This window comes from Tunturiibacter empetritectus, assembly GCF_013410875.1.
Classification (GTDB): domain Bacteria; phylum Acidobacteriota; class Terriglobia; order Terriglobales; family Acidobacteriaceae; genus Edaphobacter; species Edaphobacter empetritectus.
Genome location: NZ_JACCCU010000002.1, coordinates 766,265 through 784,681, shown reverse-complemented (window position 1 = coordinate 784,681; position 18,417 = coordinate 766,265). Strand labels below are relative to the sequence as shown.

The 18,417-nt window shown below is 60.1% G+C and carries 12 protein-coding genes; 8 read left to right on the top strand and 4 right to left on the bottom strand.

Annotation, left to right across the window (positions count from 1 at the left end):
- The first annotated feature begins 24 nt into the window (after positions 1-24).
- The 6 genes from HDF08_RS15430 (at position 25) to HDF08_RS15405 (ending at position 12,332) form a co-directional block, all read left to right on the top strand.
- Entirely contained in the window at positions 25-3,636 is a 3,612-nt protein-coding gene (locus tag HDF08_RS15430; RefSeq protein WP_373563204.1) for a TonB-dependent receptor, read from the top strand.
- A gap of 382 nt (positions 3,637-4,018) precedes the next feature.
- On the top strand, positions 4,019-5,515 hold the full coding sequence (locus HDF08_RS15425) for a GH1 family beta-glucosidase (RefSeq protein ID WP_179639504.1): 1,497 nt from the start codon (positions 4,019-4,021) through the stop codon (positions 5,513-5,515).
- 63 nt (positions 5,516-5,578) lie between these two features.
- Complete coding sequence (locus HDF08_RS15420; RefSeq protein ID WP_179639503.1) at positions 5,579-7,405, top strand: MutS-related protein; 1,827 nt, start codon at positions 5,579-5,581, stop codon at positions 7,403-7,405.
- Positions 7,406-7,658: 253 nt separating this feature from the next.
- Complete coding sequence (locus tag HDF08_RS15415) at positions 7,659-8,417, top strand: electron transfer flavoprotein subunit beta/FixA family protein (protein WP_179639502.1); 759 nt, start codon at positions 7,659-7,661, stop codon at positions 8,415-8,417.
- Positions 8,414-9,364 (top strand): electron transfer flavoprotein subunit alpha/FixB family protein, encoded by a 951-nt coding sequence (locus HDF08_RS15410; RefSeq protein WP_179639501.1) that lies wholly within the window; start codon positions 8,414-8,416, stop codon positions 9,362-9,364. The genes HDF08_RS15415 and HDF08_RS15410 overlap by 4 nt, the downstream gene beginning before the upstream one ends.
- Positions 9,365-9,623: 259 nt before the next feature.
- Entirely contained in the window at positions 9,624-12,332 is a 2,709-nt protein-coding gene (locus tag HDF08_RS15405) for a (Fe-S)-binding protein (protein ID WP_179639500.1), read from the top strand.
- 1 nt (position 12,333) lies between these two features.
- Here the strand turns inward: HDF08_RS15405 and HDF08_RS15400 are convergent, their stop codons facing one another.
- Positions 12,334-13,311, bottom strand: coding sequence for an alpha/beta hydrolase (locus HDF08_RS15400; protein WP_179639499.1), 978 nt, complete (start codon positions 13,309-13,311; stop codon positions 12,334-12,336).
- Positions 13,312-13,351: 40 nt separating this feature from the next.
- Between HDF08_RS15400 and HDF08_RS15395 the strand changes: the two genes are divergently transcribed.
- A complete protein-coding gene (locus HDF08_RS15395; protein ID WP_179639498.1) occupies positions 13,352-13,906 on the top strand; it encodes a hypothetical protein in 555 nt (184 codons plus the stop codon).
- A 206-nt stretch (positions 13,907-14,112) separates the two neighbouring features.
- On the opposite strand, the gene HDF08_RS15390 is transcribed toward HDF08_RS15395, so the two are convergent.
- The 3 genes from HDF08_RS15390 to HDF08_RS15380 form a co-directional block, all read right to left on the bottom strand.
- The gene (locus HDF08_RS15390; protein WP_218884720.1) at positions 14,113-14,628 is read right to left on the bottom strand and encodes a septal ring lytic transglycosylase RlpA family protein; all 516 of its coding nucleotides are present in this window, start codon (positions 14,626-14,628) and stop codon (positions 14,113-14,115) included.
- Between the two features lie 610 nt (positions 14,629-15,238).
- Positions 15,239-15,856: a CGNR zinc finger domain-containing protein gene (locus HDF08_RS15385; RefSeq protein ID WP_179639497.1), complete on the bottom strand. Its 618-nt coding sequence runs from the start codon at positions 15,854-15,856 to the stop codon at positions 15,239-15,241.
- Between the two features lie 557 nt (positions 15,857-16,413).
- Positions 16,414-17,565, bottom strand: coding sequence for a lactonase family protein (locus HDF08_RS15380; RefSeq protein WP_179639496.1), 1,152 nt, complete (start codon positions 17,563-17,565; stop codon positions 16,414-16,416).
- Between the two features lie 114 nt (positions 17,566-17,679).
- Between HDF08_RS15380 and HDF08_RS15375 the strand changes: the two genes are divergently transcribed.
- Positions 17,680-18,408 (top strand): N-acetylmannosamine-6-phosphate 2-epimerase, encoded by a 729-nt coding sequence (locus HDF08_RS15375; protein ID WP_179639495.1) that lies wholly within the window; start codon positions 17,680-17,682, stop codon positions 18,406-18,408.
- Positions 18,409-18,417 lie beyond the last annotated feature (9 nt).

Genomic DNA, 18,417 nt, shown 5'->3' with positions numbered 1-18,417 from the left:
AAGTCTGCCAACACAAGTACAAGAGTGTCAGATTCACTTAAACGTTTCACAAACCCAAAGCTCGAAGGGCAGGACAACATGATCAACGAGGTAACTACCCAGATGGACCGCTCAGGCCAGTGCGGACGCAGAATTTTTCTCAGAATAGCTAAGGGGTGGAGCAAGCCGGCATATCTCCTGGCGCTCCTCGTCCTCTTTACCTCAGCCGCCTTCGCGCAGCTGACCACAGCCGACATCCTCGGCACCGTCACCGACGCCACCGGCGCCGTCGTTCCCAACGCCACGATCACCCTCACCAACACAGGCACCAACCTGGTGCGCACCATTCAGTCCAACGGCTCCGGAGACTATGTCTTTGCTCTCCTCCCCGTCGGCACCTACTCCATCTCGATCAAGGCCACCGGCTTCCAGTCAGCCAAGACTGTCGTCGCCGTAGAAGCAGGAGACCGCGCCCGTAACGACATCAAACTCCAAACGGGTGCAGAAAGCACCATCGTCGAAGTCACCTCTTCCACACCCCTGCTTCAGGCCGATAACGCCACCGTCAGCTCGACCGTGACCGCCCAGGCTGTGCAGGACCTGCCCCTCAACGGACGCAACTTTGTCCAGCTCATCTCTTCCACCCCAGGCGCAAACGAAGGCGCCGGCAACGGACTCTCAAGCGGTGGCCGTCCCGACGATCGCCGCACTAACGCCGCCGGTCTCTCCGTCAACGGTCAGGACGAATCCCTCAATAACTGGATCGTCGACGGTATCGACGACAACGAGCGCGTCATCGGAACCATCGGAGTCAAGCCCAACATCGAAGGCATCCAGGAGATCACTATCGAGACCAACTCCTATGCTCCCGAAGCCGGACGCACCGCGGGTGGTGTCATCAACATCGTCACTAAATCCGGTACGAACAGGTTCCACGGCTCCGTCTACGAGTACTTCCGCAACGACATCTTCGACGCTCGCAACTTCTTCCAGACCACCGGACCTAAACCCGAACTCCGCCAGAATCAATACGGCGCCAGCATCAACGGCCCCATCTTCAAGGACCGCACCTTCTTCACCTTCGACTATGAAGGCTTCCGCAACGTTCGCGGCACCACCTATACCGGTACGGTGCCCACCCAGCAGGAGTACAACGACATCAACGGCGTCAATGGCGGTTCGCTCACGGATCTCTTCTCGAGAACCAATAACGGCACTCAGGGCGCCGGTGGCGCGGCTGCGGTCAACCCGATCATCCTCGCCTATGAGCGGCTCTATCCCGCTCCCACCAACCCGAATGCGGCTCCCGGCGCGTCTAACTTCGCCATCAGCCCCAACGTCACCCAGAGCTACAACACCTACGACGCCCGCATCGATCACAAGATCAATGACAAAAACCAAATCTTCGCTCGGTTCTCCTACAATAGCGTCAACACCTTCACACCCCCAGCGTTCGGAACTGTTAATGGCATCCAGATCAGCGGCGGACGTTACAATTTTTCTGGTCCGGCCACGAACATCGCCCAGCAGTACGAGCTCGGCTACACCCACATCTTTACCCCCGCGCTCGTCGCCGATCTGCGCGCCGGCTACACGCGCATCAACAACCTCTCACTTCCTCTGAACTATGGCGTCGGCATCGACCAGAAGGTCGGCTTCCCTGCCAGCATGACTAACTTCAGCCCCTTCGCAGACTCCCTCACCCCGGTCTCCATCGGACCCTTTGGGGACATCGGCGACGGTGCCTACGTTCCCTTGCAGGACATCGATGGCACCTACCAGTACAGCGGCACCGTCAGTTGGACCAAGGGCAACCACAACTTCAAGTTCGGCGCAGCTCTTGTCCGCCGTCAGGCCCGCAACGTCCAGAGCGCCTCTGCAGTCGGAGCTTACGGGTTTAATCTCTCAAGCGACGGCCTCAACGCCCAGGGCACATCAAATGATCAGGGGCAGACCCAGGACAACCAGCTAGCTTCGGCGCTGCTTGGAGCCTTCAACAACCAGGCCCGTAACTTCAACCTCTCTCCGCCTGACTACCGCAGCTGGGAGCCTGGCTTCTTCGCGCAGGATAGCTGGAAGCTCAGCCCCAAGCTGACCGTCATCTACGGTGCCCGGTACGACATCTACACGCCCTTTACCGAGGCGCATAACCACATCTCCAACTACGACTACCTCGCTGCTCTCTCCAGCCCCGCTGCAGCAACCTCCAGCGCGTTGAACATCGCCGGAGTCAACGGTGTCAACAACAACGCAGGCATCTCAACCCAGTACAACAACATCGGACCGCGCGTGGGCTTCGCGTTCTCCGCCCGGCCCACAACTGTGTTGCGCGGCGGCTATGGCATCAGCTACTTCCCCGGCAACTACACCTCGAACGGCGACCTCAAAAACGCGCCCTTCACCTCCGTTTATGCTCCAGCCTGCCAGTCCACCTTGGCCGTTCAGCTCGAGGCTTCGATCCCTGGCGCGTCCAAGGGCCAAAACCCAGACTGCGCCACACTTGGTCAGCCTGGCATCATATCGTCTACCGTTGCAATCCCACCGCCCGCTGCACCCAGTGCAGCTCAGCTGGCTAACCTTGCTACTCTTCCCGGTCTTGGGTTCGTCGCCGAACAGAGGAACTTCAAGAATGCTCTCATCCAGCAGTTCAACCTGCAGCTCGAGCAGCAGATCGGTGCCAACGTCCTCACCATCGGCTACGTCGGCAACATCGGCCAGCATCTGCCGGAGTCGATCGACAACATCAACCAACCGTTGCCCTTCAATGTCGTAACCAACCCGGAACTTGCAGCACGTCCGCTGGCGGGGCCTCTGCCCAACCTCAGCGGTGTCAGCTACCTCAACAGCGGCGGCGTCTCCAACTATAACGGTCTCCAGACCTCCTTCCAGCGCCGCTTTACCAAGGGCCTCGCTGTGAACGCCAACTACACCTGGGCCAAGGCGCTGACGGACGTCAGCAGCTACTCCCAGCAGGGCGACCAGGGATGGTCTCACGCGCTTCCCACCAACATCCGGGCGACCGAATACGGCTATGCGGACACGGATATCCAAAACCGCTTCGCCCTGCAACTCAACTACGAGTTGCAGTACGGTAAAAACTTCACGGGCGTCAAGAAGCTGGCGTTCTCCGGGTGGCAGACCAACATGATCGCGAGATGGCAGAGCGGTAAGGTCTTCTCGATCGAGAACGGCGGCGGCAACCAGGGACCCCTCAACAACGACACTGCGATCGAGGCTGACGGCGCAGAGCATGGCTACGGCAATCGCGCCGTTCCGCAGAATGCGGGCGGCAACGATCGTCCTGACACCATCTCCGATCCGCGCCTGGGCCACAAGTCCAATGCCGCATTCTTCAACACCGCATCCTTCGTTCCTCAACCCCTCGGAACCATCAGCAACACGCAGCGCAACTCGCTGTTTGGCCCTCACTTCCGTCAGGTTGACCTCTCCCTCTTCAAGAACTTCGCGGTCGCAGAACGTGCGACCATACAGTTCCGCGTTGAGGCGTTCAACATCTCCAATACACCCAACTTCTTCATCGCCAACAACAACAGCTCAAACGCTCAGCTAGGTAACGCGAACTTCGGCACCATCACCCAGACGGATCCGAACGACGTTCCCCGCGAGTACCAGTTCGTACTCAAAGTGCTGTTCTAACTCAACCGAAACACAGCCCGTCGGCGAAGAGATGTCTTCTTCGCCGACGGGTAATTTTTGCCCTAACCCTCAACTCTGTTCAAAGCCATCATTCCTGTCCCCTGAAAGTCGTCATCCTGAACGGAGTAAAGGATTCCCGTATTTTCGTTTTTGCAAGAAACTGCACCCCAAAAATAAATCACCAAAACCTGGCCCATTTTTCAGACCACAATTCACCATCCAAAACACCACATCCACCACGCATCGCACCACAACCACACCACCAAAAACCACTCTCGAAAACCACATTTTCCCCAAAATCCCCTTCTAAATCCGAGCTTTCACCATCCAATTTTTTCCGCGAACTTCGTTCATAAAATAATCCGCACGGAGACCACCTGACATGAATCGCCGAAGCTTTCTCGCCCAAACCTCCGCATGGGCCGCCGCCGCCGCGCTCCCCAGGCTCTCCGCAGCCTCCATCCTCCCCGCCCTCGACGCCTTGGCCGACCAGGGCCCAGCCGCTGCCGAGGTCAAGTTCCCCAAGGACTTCCTCTGGGGCACCGCCACCGCGGCCTACCAAGTAGAAGGTGCCTGGAATGTTGACGGTAGAGGCGAGACCGTTTGGGACCGCTTCAGCCACTCCCCCGGCAACGTCAAAGGCGCCTACACCGGGGACACCGCCTGCGACGACTACCACCGCTACCCCGGCGACATCGCCCTCATGAAGCAGATGAACATGCGCAGCTACCGCTACTCCATCGCCTGGTCGCGCATCCAGCCCACCGGCGAAGGAGCCGTGAATCAGAAGGGAATCGACTACTATAAGCGCCTCACCGACGCCGTCCTGGCCGCCGGAATGCGCCCTCTCGTTACCCTCTACCACTGGGATCTCCCCCAACCCCTTGAAGACAAAGGCGGCTGGCCCAACCGCGACACCGCCGCCCGCTTCGCCGACTACACCGAGATCGCCGTCAAAGCCCTCGGCGACCGCATCAACACCTGGGCCATCTTCAACGAACCCTGGGTCTTCACCTATCTTGGCTACGGCAGCGGCGTCCACGCCCCCGGCAAACAAGACTTCGACCTCTTCCTCAAAGCCTCCCACACCGTAAACCTCGCCCAGGGAGACGCCTTCCGCGCCATCAAGGCCATCGCCCCAAAATCAAAGGTCGGAAGCGCCTTCAGCATGTCCTCCACGACTCCCGCAACATCCTCGCCGGAAGACGCAGCCGCGGCCAAACGCTTCGACGCCTTCAACAACGTCTGGTTCCTCGAAACCGCCCTCCGTGGCCGCTACCCCGAAGCCTTCGTCCACGGCGTCCCCCTCGAAACCATGGGCTTCCAAAGCGGCGACGACAAGCGCATGACCGCGCCCCTCGACTACATCGGCGTCAACTACTACTTCCGCCAGATCGTCGCCAATCTCAAAACCCCAGCCCCCACCAAGCCCTCCTACGACGCCATGGGCTTCGACCACTTCAACGGAAAGGAAGGCCCCCTCACCGAGATCGGCTGGGAGGTCTACCCGCGCGGCATGTACGAGATCGTGCAACGCGTCTCGCAGGACTACAAACTCCCCATCGAGATCACCGAAAATGGCTGCTCCTACGGCGACTACCCCGATGCCAACGGTCGCGTCGCCGATGTTCGCCGGATTCACTACTACCGCGAGCACCTCCGCGAACTCGCCCGGGCCATTCACGACGGAGCCGACGTCCGCGCCTACCACTCCTGGTCCATCCTCGACAACTTCGAGTGGTCCGAGGGCTACACCCAACGCTTCGGCATGGTCTTCGTAGACTTCCCCACACAGCGCCGCTTCATGAAGGACTCAGCAAAGTGGTACACCCGAGTCGCCGCCACCAACACCATCGAAGCCACCCCAGCCACTACATAACCGCCTCAAAACAGAGGCACAGGGGTAAGCGATAATACCTCTGTGCCTCCGCCCGATCTTTCAATGCCCGATTACTCTCCGTCCGATCTTTCTCCCTCCGAAGAGTACAGGCAGCGCCAGCAAGCCCGCGAGCAGCAGGTCGCGCACTTCGAAAAACTGCACCGCCGCTTCGGAAATCTCCGCCTCCTCGTAGTCCTCGCAACCCTCATCGCCGCCTGGCTCTCTCTCCACAACGACGTCTTCTCTCCGTGGTGGCTGCTGGCCGGCCCCGCAACCTTCCTCGCCCTGGCCATCCTCCATGCCAGAGTGCTCCGCAGTCGCGCCTGCGCCGAACGCGCCGTAGACTTCTACCGCAAGGGCCTCGCCCGCACCGAAGACCGCTGGAGCCAGACCGTCCCCAGCCAAACCGGCGAACGCATCGACACCCACGCCAGCCTCTACGCCACCGACCTCGACCTCTTCGGCCCCGGCAGTCTCTTCGAACTCCTATCCCTCGCCCGCTCCCGCATGGGCGAAGACACCCTCGCCGCGTGGCTCCTCTCTCCATCCCCCGTCGCCGACCTCAAGCAACGCCACGCCGCCCTCACCGAACTTCGCACCCGCCTCGACCTCCGCGAAGACATCGCCATCCTCGGCGAAGATCTCAAGGTCGGCATCCACGCCGAAGCCCTCACACACTGGGCGGAAGCCTCCAATCAGCTCAAGCATCAAGCTCTCCGTTGGATCTCTCTCCTCCTCTCCCTCTCATCGATAGCTTCAGCCGTCTTCTGGGCCGAGCGCGGAGAAAAAACTCCCTTCTTTATAGTCCTCATCCTCGCTTGCATCCTCACCGCCTCTCTTCGCAAACAAACCGCCGAAGTCCTTCAATCCACCGAGCACGCCCTCAAAGATCTCCAACTCCTCTCCTCCCTCCTTGCCCGTCTCGAACGCGAAGATTTCGAATCCCAACGTCTGCAGACCCTCAAGCAGCAACTCTCCTCGCATCACCTCGCCGGCTCTCAAGCCATCGCCCGCCTGCGCACCATTGTGGAGTACATCAACGCCCTCGAAAACCCCATCCTGCGCGCCCTCAACGTGCCACTCCTCTACGGCGTCCAGGTCGCCTATGCAGCCGAGGCCTGGCGCAACGCCCACGGAATCGCAGTCCGTTCCTGGCTCACAGCAATCGGCGAAGCCGAAGCTCTCCTCTCCCTCTCCGCCTACACCTACGAGCATCCCGCCGATCCCTTCCCCGAGTTTGTCGAAGGCCTCGACCACATCCCAGCTCCGCCCTGCTTCATCGCCGAACAACTCGGTCATCCCCTCATCCCCGCCGCAAAGTGCGTTCGCAACAACGTCAGCATCTGCGGCGAAACCCGCGTCCTGCTCATCAGCGGCTCTAACATGTCCGGCAAGAGCACCCTTATGCGCGCCGTCGGCATCAACACCGTCCTCGCCATGGCTGGCGCTCCCGTCCGTGCCCAAAGATTGCAACTCACACCGCTACAAATAGGCGCAAGCATCCTCATCAACGACTCGCTCCAGGAAGGTAGCTCCCGCTTCTACGCCGAGATCACCCGACTCCGCCAGATCTGCGACCTCGCCGAACAAAATCCCCCCGTCCTCTTCCTCCTCGACGAACTCCTGCAAGGCACAAACTCGAAGGATCGTCTCATAGGAGCTGAAGGCGTAGTCCGCGCTCTGCTCGACAGCGGTGCCATCGGACTCATCAGCACCCACGATCTCGCCCTCACCAACATCGGCGAACAACGCGATTCTCGTCTTCACAACGTTCATCTTCAGGACGAAATCAAAAATGGAACGATGAGCTTCGACTTCAAGTTGCACGAGGGAGTCGTCACCAAAAGCAACGGTATCGAACTCATGCGCCTCATAGGCCTAAAGGTTTGATTCGCAACTTCCACCGACCGAAGGGAGGACCAAAGCCGTCAGATCCATCCAGAAAAGGTATGCGAGTCACGAAGTGACCGCCCCACGCGCAGTGGGGCCGTCCGGCAGGACAGAGTTTTTGGGGAGCGTTGACGAACTGAACGCCCATTCAGTATCCTTCTCGCGTTGGACCAAAGCTCTTTTCCCGAACTAATCCCATAAAGAGTCAAGCCAAACAGTCAAACAACGACACACAGGATAAGGTAGAGATGACATGCGCATACTGACCTACATTCGGCAGGTCCTCGACGCCGAAGAGAGCGTACACATCGCGAACAACGCCGTCGCGCTCGAAAACAGCAAGCTCGTCATGGACACCATGGACGAGTACGGCGTCGAAGAGGCGCTGCGCCTCCGCGAGAGCGGTATCGAAGCCGAGATCGTCGCCGTCGCCGTAGGTCCCGCCCGCGTGCAGGACGCCCTCCGCACCGCCCTCGCCATGGGTGCCGACCGCGCCATCCACGTCGAAACCGACACCCGCCTCGACGCCATCGCGCTCAGCAAAGTCCTCGCCCAGCTCGCCACGCAGGAAGAAGCAACGCTTATCCTCTCGGGCGGTCAGCAGGCCGACTGGGACTCGCACGCTCTCGCCGCCGCCACCGCCGAGCGCCTCAACTGGCCGCAGGTCACCTGGACCAGCGCCCTCGAACTTGCAGGCACCACCCTTACCGGCAAGCACGACGCCGACGAAGGTAGCGAATCCTTTACGCTCGAGCTCCCCGCCGTCGTCACCACCCAGCAGGGACTCAACGAGCCGCGCTATCCCACGCTCCCCAACATCATGAAGTCGAAGAAAAAAGAGCTGCGCAAAGAGGCTTTCGACCAATTCGATGCAGCGCCCAAGCTCAAGTTCGTCAGCGCCGAGATCCAGGTAAAAAATCGCCTCAACAAAATCCTCGATGGCAAAGACGCCCCAGCCGCCGCCGTGCAACTTGTAGATCTTCTCCGCAACGAAGCCAGGGTGATTGCATGATTCTCGTCGTCGTGGAGTATGCCAACGGCAAAGTAAGCAAGAGCACCTGGGAGATGATCACCGCCGCACGCGAGTCAGGCCGCGAAGCCCCCGTCACCGCCCTGGTTCTCGGCAGCAACATAGCAGCCATCGCCGCTGAAGCAGCCAAAGCCGTCGACCAGGTTCTCGTCGCCGATCTCCCTGCTCTCGCCCAGTACGACCCCGAACTCTGGTCCACGGCGGTCGCACAGATCGCCACCGAAGGCGAAGCCTCCCTCATTCTCATCGGTGGTAGCCGCAGCGGTCGCGAGTACAGCCCACGCGTAGCCATCAAACTCGACGCGCCCCTGCTCGAAGACGTCATTACACTCAAAGCTACCGGCGAAACTCTTCAAGCCCAGCGCTACACCTTCCTCGCGCGCGTCACCGAGACCATCGAAACCACCGCGCCCATCGCCGTAGTCACCATCAAACCCGGCGTCTTCAATCCCGCAGCGCCGAAGGCCGAAGCTGCAGAGCAGTTCGACGTAGACCTCAACCTCCCCACGCCGCGCCTCAAGATCACCGGCAAGACCGCCGAACGAAGCTCCCGCATCTCGCTCGCCGAAGCCGAGATCGTCATCTCCGGAGGCCGCGGCGTAGGCAGTGCCGAAGGCTTCACCCAGTACGTCGAAGCCCTCGCCGACCAGCTCGGCGCCGCAGTAGGAGCCACCCGCGCCATCGTCGACGCAGGCTGGCGCCCCTACTCCGAGCAAGTCGGCCAGACCGGCAAGACCGTGCAGCCCAAGACCTACATTGCCATCGGCATCTCCGGCGCGGTCCAACACCTCTCCGGCATGAACAAAAGCAAAACCATCGTCGCCATCAACCGCGACGCCGAGGCCCCCATCTTCAAAATCGCCGACTACGGCATCATCGGCGACGTAACCCAGTTAGTCCCAGCCATCCTCGCCGAGCTAAAAAAATAACTTGTTCAAGAGACCATCAGCGCGCGAGATGGCGATCCATCAAACGCGAGGAGTTATCTCAGAAATCGACGTTTTTGCATCTAGGTACCCCAAGGCTTTAGCCTTGGGTCTCTCAATCTGCCTTTAACGCGGGGCTTTAGCCCCTGGGGTATGTCTTTCTCATCCCGCGATTCGTATCAATGCATGGCAAGATCCAACGGTTCATAGAAAACGACGCACAGTTCGTCATAACAAGCACTAGACTAGCGGCTCAAGCCCAATGCTTCCATTCCACCAAAAGATCGCCTTCCTCCTCTTCGCAGCAGTCACCCTCGCACTGGGCTTCCATGGCTTCTATCGCCTCTACCTCCGCATTCGCCGAGGCACCACAGACCCGGAACCCCGCTTCAACAAACTCCCGCGCCGCTTCCTCTACGCCCTCATCACCACCCTCACCCAGCAGCGCACCTTCAAGAAGCGCCCCACCGTCGGCCTCTTCCACTCCTTCATCTTCTACGGTTTCGTCTTCTATGGCCTCGTCAATCTCGTCGACGCCGCCGAAGGCTTCCTTCCCGCATCTTCCGGCGATATAAGTTTCTCCTCAAATGTCCCCGGCCTCACTCATGCGTTTCTCTACACTTACATCACCGTCCTCGCAGCTTACAGCTTCCTCGCCGACCTCCTCAGCTTCCTCGTCCTGCTCGGCGTCGTCGCGCTGGTCATCCGCCGCTTCGCCCTACCCAGTCGCACCGACTTCCGCTTCAACCCACGTACCCTCCTCCACAAAGACGTTCAGCACCAAAAGATCACCCGCGACTCCCTCATCGTCTCCGCCTTCATCCTCTTCCACGTCGGCAGCCGAGCCATCGGAGCTGGAGCAAAGATCGCCTCCGAGGGTCCCGACCCGCTCCAACCCTTCGCCACCCTGCTCTCCCACCTCTTCACCCCCGCCAACGCCGAAGCCTTCCGCATCTTCGGCTACTGGGGAGCGCTCGGCAGCGTCCTGGCCTTCCTCGCCTACTTCCCCTACACCAAACACATCCACATCTTCATGGCCCCGGCGAAGTACCTCGTCGCCCGCGAACCCACCTCCGGAGTCCTCCCTCTAGCAGCCCTCAATCTCGACGCAGAGAACGAAACCGAAGACGAAGCCAACGCAAAAACCATCGGCGCCGCCAAACTCGAAGACCTCGCCTGGCCCCGTCTCCTCGACGCCTACGCCTGCATCCAGTGCAACCGTTGCCAGGACGTCTGCCCCGCCACCGCCACCGGCAAATCCCTCTCTCCCGCCGCGCTCGAGATCAACAAGCGCATGGAGCTCAACGACCTCGCCGCGCAGCAAAGCCCCTTCGCGTTCACCTCCGCGCCCTTCGAAGCCGGAAAACCCAGTCTCCGCCCGCTCCTCCAGTTCGCCCTCTCCCCCGAAGCCGCCTGGGCCTGCACCACCTGCGGAGCCTGCATGGAGGTCTGCCCCACACAAGACGAGCAGATGCTCGACATCATCGACATCCGCCGCAATCAAGTCATGATCGAAGGCGAGTTCCCCAGCCAGCTTCAATCCGCCTTCCGCGGCATGGAGCGAGCCCAAAACCCCTGGGGCATCAACCACGAGCAGCGCCTAGCCTGGGCCGACGGCCTCAACGTCAAGACCACCGACGAGAATCCCACCCCCGACGTCCTCTACTGGGTTGGCTGCGCCGCCAGCTACGATCCCCAGGCGCAAAAAGCCGCCCGTGCCTTCGTAGAACTCCTCACCCACGCCGAGGTCAACTTCGCCGTCCTCGGGAAAAAAGAGTGCTGCACCGGCGACAGCGCCCGTCGCGCCGGCAACGAGTACCTCTACCGCCAGCTAGCCGACAAAAACGTCTCCACCCTCAACACTGTCCAGCCCAAACTCATCGTCGCCAGCTGCCCCCACTGCATGAACTCCATCGGCCACGAGTACAAACAGATCGGCGGCGACTACAAGGTGATGCACCACACCGAGTACCTCGAAACCCTCGTAGCCACAAAAAAACTCACCGCCACGCCCAGCGCAGCGACCATCACCTACCACGACCCCTGCTACCTCGGCCGCCACAACGGAGTCTACGAACCTCCACGCAACCTCCTCAACATCCTCTCCAACTCCACCCCCGAACTCCCCCGCCACCGCGAAAACTCCTTCTGCTGCGGAGCCGGCGGAGCCCAGTTCTGGAAAGAGGAAGAAGAGGGCGACGAGCGCATCTCCGACAACCGCTTCCGCGAAGTCCAGCAAACCCTCTTCCCCGCCGCCGGAGAAAAAATCCTCGCCGTTGGCTGTCCCTTCTGCAAGAGCATGCTCGGCAGCACCCCCACCAAAGCCGACTCCGAAGACATCGCCATCAAAGACGTAGCCGAACTCCTCCTCGAAGGCGTCCGCCGCAGCAAAGGCCTCACCACTCCCGTCACACAAAGCGAACCCGCAGCAACTCCCGTTACCCAATCCATCCCCGAGCCTGCCCCCACATCACTCGTCGCCGCCGCTGTTGCTGAAACTCCCCGCAAGGAAGATGTCTCGGCACCGCATACACCCGCGCCGCCGTCGATCGACAGAAAAAAGTGGCAACCGAAATCTGTCTCACCCGCTCAACCAACACAAAGCATCACCACCCAGACTCTACCCGCTCCTGCAGCGCCAGCGGCTGAAGTCTCGTCAACCCCGTCGACCCCCGAACGCAAGAAGTGGCAACCCAAAGCAGCAACCCCTGTTCAGCCGGAACCAGGCAACGTTCAGGCTTCCACAGTTGAGATCCTTCCGATCGAACCGCCAACTCCCACCGCGCCGGCACCCACGATTACCCCGCCCCCCGAAGCCCCAACGCCGGAACGCAAGAAGTGGCAGCCAAAATCCGCAACCCCAGCGTCTGCCTCGGAACCGGTCCCTACAGTGTCTACCGAAACGGCAACGCCGCCTGTGTCAACCGATGTACCCGCGCGCAAAAAGTGGAGCCCAAAAAAGCCCAGCTGAACTAGCCGCCAGCCTTCACCCAAGCCGCCACCCTCCCCAGCATCTCCTTCGCCTGCGGCAAAAGCGGAAATTCATTCGCCGAAGCCGCGAACCCATGGTTCATCCCCTCCGCAAACACATGGGTCACCTCCACCCCATCAGCCTCCATCCGCCGTGCGTAAGCCTGTCCCTCATCCCGCAGCACGTCATACTCCGCCGTCACCACAAACGCCCTCGGCAGCCCCGCCAGCGAACCCGCCAGCAGCGGTGCCACCCGAAAGTCCGCCGCCTCGCTCTTGTCATTCAGATAGTGATCCCAGAACCAGATCATCCCCCTCCGCGTCAGCCCATACCCCTCAGCATTCTCCAGATAAGAAGGCGTCGGCGGATCATAGTAACTCGCAGCCGGGTAGAGCAGAATCTGCCCCGCCAGCCCACCCACACCCTTATCCCGGAGTAGCAGAGCCACCACCGTAGCCAGCGTTCCCCCTGCGCTATCGCCCCCCACCATCACCTGCGAGCCATCTCCACCCAACTCCCCGGCATGCTCCAACACCCACTCCGTAACCGCTACGCAATCCTCCAGCCCCGCCGGAAACTTATGCTCAGGAGCCAGTCTGAAGTCCACCGCGACCACCACCACTCCAGCCTCTTTTGCCAGCGCCCGGCAGTAGGGATCATGCGTCTCAAGCGTCCCCGCCACCCACCCGCCTCCATGGAAGAACACCACCACCGGCAACAGGCCAACCCTCACCGGCGTAAAAACCCGCACGCCAATCTCTCGCCCCGCCGCCGCAGCAATCGTCCGAGCAGCGATTCCAAGAGCAGCGATCGCCCGATCCGCCACCCTCACATCGGCATACTCCGGCATCGGCACAAACCGCGCCATCATCTCGGCTCTCTCCGTCCGAGCCTCCTCCGGCGTCTGCTGCTCCACCGGCGGCCGACCCAGCGCCTTCCCCGCATCCAAAATCGCTCTTATCTTTGCATCCAGTGTCATGAAGCCATCTTATCGCCGCCCTGCGTGATAATCCTTATCTATGCACCTCGCCGGATCCTGGATCCTTCTCATCTTCCTGGCGGTCGTCACCGCGCTCATCCTGCTCGTCCTCCATCTCACCAGTGCCGGGGAGATTATCTGCCAGCAGATTCCCGACCGCCCCCAGCGGCGCCTCTTCCTCGCCTCGGTCAGCTTCTTCATCACCTTTCTCGCCGTGCGTCTTCTGGTCGCCTCCATCACCCATCACATCGGCCCCTTCGGGTACGTCGAGATGGGCGGCCGCCACATCCACCATCTTGTCTGGGGAATCCTCCTGCTTCTCATCTCCGGCTATGCTGAAATCGCGGGCGTGGGGACCGGAGACACCTCCATGTCCATCCTCCTCAGCCGGCTCCTCGCTCTCGTCTACGGAATCGGCGCTGCCCTTACCCTCGATGAGTTCGCCCTCTGGCTGAACCTTGACGCCGCTGCCTACTGGTCTCGCGAGGGCCGCGAAAGCATCGACGCGATTGTTCTCTTTGGCGCTTTACTCTCCATCGGTGCCTGGGGGGCACCGGTCTTCCGCTGGATCGCTCGTCCTAGAGCCAGAATCTGATCCGGTTACAGCGCCCTCTGTGGGCGGCGGTCACGCCGTGGCGTGTCTACCGGTTTCGCCCGGGCCTTCCGACGGTCGGCATAAGATCTTATTCGCGACCAACGGGAGCGCCAACCGAAGGGGTATACGAGTCACGAAGTGATCGCCGCCCGCGCAGGGCGCCCTTTAAAGAGTTAAAGAATCTATCCGATAGAGCCTGGCAAGGCTTAGTTCTGAAAGCTCAACAGCTCCAGTTTCACCGGGTCGAGCCCCGTGTTGACCATCCGCAGCTGTCTCGCGGCTCCAAGAGAAAGATCGATCACCCTGCCCGGATAAAGCGCCCCTCGGTCAGTGATCGTCACAATCACCGACCGCTGGTTTCGCAGATCGGTCACCTTCACCTTGCTGCCGAACGGAAGCGTCTTGTGCGCTGCCGTCATCTCGTTCATGTCGAAGATCCGTCCACTGGCAGTCCGGCGTCCCTGCCATACCTCGCCATACCAACTTGCCAGCCCACTCTTAATTCGGGTCAAAACCGTGCGCCTGGGGACCGATACCGTGTTCACAATCTCCGATGTGGTGACATCGTGCATTACCGGCACGGGGTCGGTAGGTCGAGCCGATGCCGGATTAGCGTTATCCGTCGCAAAGGCAGACAGAACTACCATCGCCGCCAGAGTAACAGCGGTTCGAGCCCTTCCTGTCAGGATTGCCGTACGGTCGTTTCCGGGTCTCTGTTCCATCCCTTAAGTATAAGAAAAACAACCATTAAAGGGTATTTTTTATGCACTAAAATGAGCTCCGGTTCACCATACCTAGACTACCTTGTCAACCCTTTTCGGGGTTGCCTGGCCGCACGAAAAAGTGCCAAAAACAGTCCCGTTTTGGCAACTCAACGTTACAAAGGGGTTAACCTTAGCCTTCAAGAGAGTGATAGTTCCTCCGGGTACACTCTCTTTTGCATTTTTTTTTGGTCCCACGCCCCAAACAGCCTCGTACAACGAATCTGCCCGAACACGAGGGAATAACAATCCACCCGAAGACTGCCTCCGCAACCAAAAACCAGCCTTCCGCGCTCCCGCCCGAGGAGGGCCTACCTCGTCAGTAATGCCACCTTATCGTCGCTGTTGCCCCCGCTTTCTTGTTGTCATGCCCGAAGGGGATCTGCTGTTGTCTTGTCATCACCCTTGCCCTTGCCGTCATCCTGGGCGTCGCGAAGGATCCCGAAGGTCTCCACCATTCACAACCTTCCGAACCTTTTTGCCAAAAAACTGTTCGGCCATAAACATCTCATTCCAATTAGCTTATTGCTCCCTCTCGTCGCCGGTCAGCACCGACATAGTGTCAGTCTCCCTATTTGCTCTTCTGCTGTTGCCGGTAGTACCGGCGAGCCTTCTCTCGGTTGCCGCAGTCCTTCATGTCGCACCAGCGTCTGCGTCTCCCTCGGCTCTCGTCGAGAAAGAGCCATCCGCAAAGGCCGCCTCCACAGATACCGATCCGAGCCGACCTCCGGGAACAGAACAAAAACAGCGCCTCCCCCGCCAGGATCGCCCTCAGCTGCATCGATGCGAACTGCGGATCAGGCCGCCAATGGAGCCCTCCTCCGAGACTCACAACTATCGGTTTCGGCGCGTTCGCCTCTTCGCGAATCGCCACCAAGTCGTCTTCCGCAACCGGATCTCCCAGGGCAAGCGTTAGCCCAACATGGTAGATCTCCTCTCGAAGCTCCCAAACCTCATCGATAGGCGACGAAGATTCCACCAGTTCGCAGTACAACTCAGGCTCGATCAACCCAACCTGAACCGTCCATCGGACAAACGACTCCCAGTCCGGAAGCAGCTCGTCAGGCTGTTCGGCCAGATGCTCGGCCGCCGTATTGCAAAAGTCGAGCGCCAGGTGGCCACCAATGAGGGAAGCGACAAGCTTCGCAAGTGCAGCCCTGACAGCAACATCGCTCTGTCGATCCTTCATCGGCGTATCCCGCTCTCTATTGCCCGTCTTCCTGGATGCGAGATCTTTATACCACCTAACCGGTTAGACAGCTAAGTCGCAATAACAAAAATTACGCTCTCAAAGTCGCAAGTCATCTTTCTTCGCGAACAACGGGAGCGCCAACCAGAGGGTATACAAGTCACGAAGTGACCGCCGCCCGCGCAGGGCGTACTTAAAGCTTAAAGAAAGCCCGATCAAAACGATCTTTCAAAGGAGCTCGGCTAGTCGCGAAGACCAAAACTCTGTCAAGCCTCCAAATCGCATAACCCAATTCAATTCAGTACATTACGCGTGGCGTATAAGTTACATGCCAGACGCTATAATTGATACATAGATAAAAAGCCCCGGCTCTAAGCCGGGGCTTTTTGTTGCCGTGCTAACTAATTGATAACAAGTATTTTAGGCACAAGCCTTCTGGTTTCTACATTTTGCAGACATCACCCCTCTGCAAATTACTGAATAGAATAACTTTACCGCCAAGATACCCCTCGGGGGGGGAGGGGGTACCAGGGGGAAAGGAGATTCAAAGGGAGGAACTAGACAAACACCAGGCACTGCGGCCGCGACAAAGGAAAACTCTTCCCCGCATCCGTCAGCTTTCCCGTCTTTTCATCACGCGCCAGCACCGAGATATTGTCCGACTCCTGATTGGCAATCAGCAGCCACCGGCCACTCGGATCAAGCGCCAGATGACGTGGAACTTTGCCTCCGCACGGTATCCGGTCCACCACGCTGAGCCTCCCATCGGTCGGCGAGATTGCAAAGATGACCACAATGTCGTCAAACCGGTCGGTCGCATAGGCAAACTTTGCCTCCCGATCGATGACGATATCGTTCCCTGAGCTCACACCCGAAAAGTCGGCAGGCCTCATCACCACCTCCTGCACCGTCTCAAGCGCCCCGCGCGCAGAGTCCCATCGCAGCACCACCACCGAAGACGTCATCTCGGTGACGCAGTACGCAACCCTGCCGTTCGGATGAAACCGCAGCGCCCGAGGCCCAGCCCCCGGAGCAGACTTCCAGGCCGCCGGCTCATTCGGCACCAGCTTCGCCGTAGCCGCATCCAGCCGATAGATGTGGATCGTGTCCAGTCCCAGATCGTTGACCAGCAAAAACCGGTTATCAGGAGACACCGTCACGCGATGGGCATGAGGAGCCGTCTGCCTCTCCGCATTCGGTCCATGTCCACTGTACTGAAAGAACGAAACTGCGGGACTCAATGCACCGCCCGCTCCCACCGCAAACGAAGCCGCGCTGCCCCCGCCATAGTTCGCAGCAAACGCAGCCTTGCCAGTCCGGTCGAACGCGACGTGACAGGTCCCCCCTCCCCCGGAGGCAACCTGACTGACCTTGGACAACCGCGTCTTAGTTCGATCCAGCGTAAAAGTCGATACCGCCCCGCCGTCCTTGCCCTCGAACTTATCCAGTTCATTCGCCACGACGACGGTCTTCCCGTCAGGAGCCAGCGCCAGAAACGTAGGATTCTCCGCCTCAGCCGCAAGGCTGAGCGCCGTCAAATCTCCCGTCGACGACGCAAAGGAGTACGAATAGATCCCCTTGCTCGAGCCGGAGGTCTGAGTCCCGACCAGCAGCCGCCCCCCATCCTTTCCGGCCGCAAACCCAGCCCTCCCCGCCACCGTCAAAGCCGCCGAACCGAAGATAAATCCACGCCGATCAATCTGTCTCAAATCTCGCTCCTTTTTTCCCTCATCCACAATAACGCGATTTGCAGATAGTCTGTTTCCTACGGCGTCGTGTCTTCCCCATCAATAGCCAGACAGCCGCATTCAAGGAAGCATCAAGTGTCTCAAGGCTCGAACCCCTCATTCAACTCGCCCTTCCATCTCCTCCGCGGCCGCATCATCGTCTCCTGTCAGGCTGCAGAAGGCGATCCGCTGGACGATCTCGAAACACTCACCCGAATCGCAACCTCGGTCCTGCGCGGCGGAGCTGGCGGTCTCCGCGCCGAAGGCACAACTCGTATTGCCGCCTTCCGCACCCTCACGCAGCTCCCCATCATAGGCATCATCAAGACATACGACGCCAACGGAGACGTCTACATAACCCCCGACTTCCACTCCGCCAGGGTCATCGTTGACGCCGGAGCCGACATCGTCGCGCTCGACTGCACCGGCCGCCGCCTCACCGCCCCCGAACCGTGGCCAGAACTCATCACCCGCATCCACACCGAGCTGCGCCGTCCTGTTCTCGCCGACATCGCCTCCTTGGAAGATGCCCTTGCCGCCGAGCGCGCCGGAGCCGACGCCGTCGCGACTACTCTGTACGGCTACACCGCTGAGACCGCCGGCATCCGCTCTCCCTCCTGGCTCTTGCTCCAATCCCTGGTGGCCCGCTTGACTATCCCCATACTCCTCGAAGGCCACATCACCCACCCCCAAGAGGCCCGCCACGCACTGGACCTGGGGGCCACCGCCGTTGTTATCGGCTCCGCCATCACCCGCCCCGAGACCATTACGAATCGGTTTGTGCAAGTGACCAGGCAAACGGGGATTCAATCTTCAAGCAAGTAATCCGTCGAA

Bases quoted from the DNA above. Each gene is read 5' to 3' on its own strand.
- HDF08_RS15425 (WP_179639504.1), top strand. From the start codon at position 4,019: ATGAATCGCCGAAGCTTTCTCGCCCAAACCTCCGCATGGGCCGCCGCC.
- HDF08_RS15420 (WP_179639503.1), top strand. From the start codon at position 5,579: ATGCCCGATTACTCTCCGTCCGATCTTTCTCCCTCCGAAGAGTACAGG.
- HDF08_RS15415 (WP_179639502.1), top strand. From the start codon at position 7,659: ATGCGCATACTGACCTACATTCGGCAGGTCCTCGACGCCGAAGAGAGC.
- HDF08_RS15410 (WP_179639501.1), top strand. From the start codon at position 8,414: ATGATTCTCGTCGTCGTGGAGTATGCCAACGGCAAAGTAAGCAAGAGC.
- HDF08_RS15405 (WP_179639500.1), top strand. From the start codon at position 9,624: ATGCTTCCATTCCACCAAAAGATCGCCTTCCTCCTCTTCGCAGCAGTC.
- HDF08_RS15400 (WP_179639499.1), bottom strand. From the start codon at position 13,311: ATGACACTGGATGCAAAGATAAGAGCGATTTTGGATGCGGGGAAGGCG.
- HDF08_RS15395 (WP_179639498.1), top strand. From the start codon at position 13,352: ATGCACCTCGCCGGATCCTGGATCCTTCTCATCTTCCTGGCGGTCGTC.
- HDF08_RS15390 (WP_218884720.1), bottom strand. From the start codon at position 14,628: ATGGAACAGAGACCCGGAAACGACCGTACGGCAATCCTGACAGGAAGG.
- HDF08_RS15385 (WP_179639497.1), bottom strand. From the start codon at position 15,856: ATGAAGGATCGACAGAGCGATGTTGCTGTCAGGGCTGCACTTGCGAAG.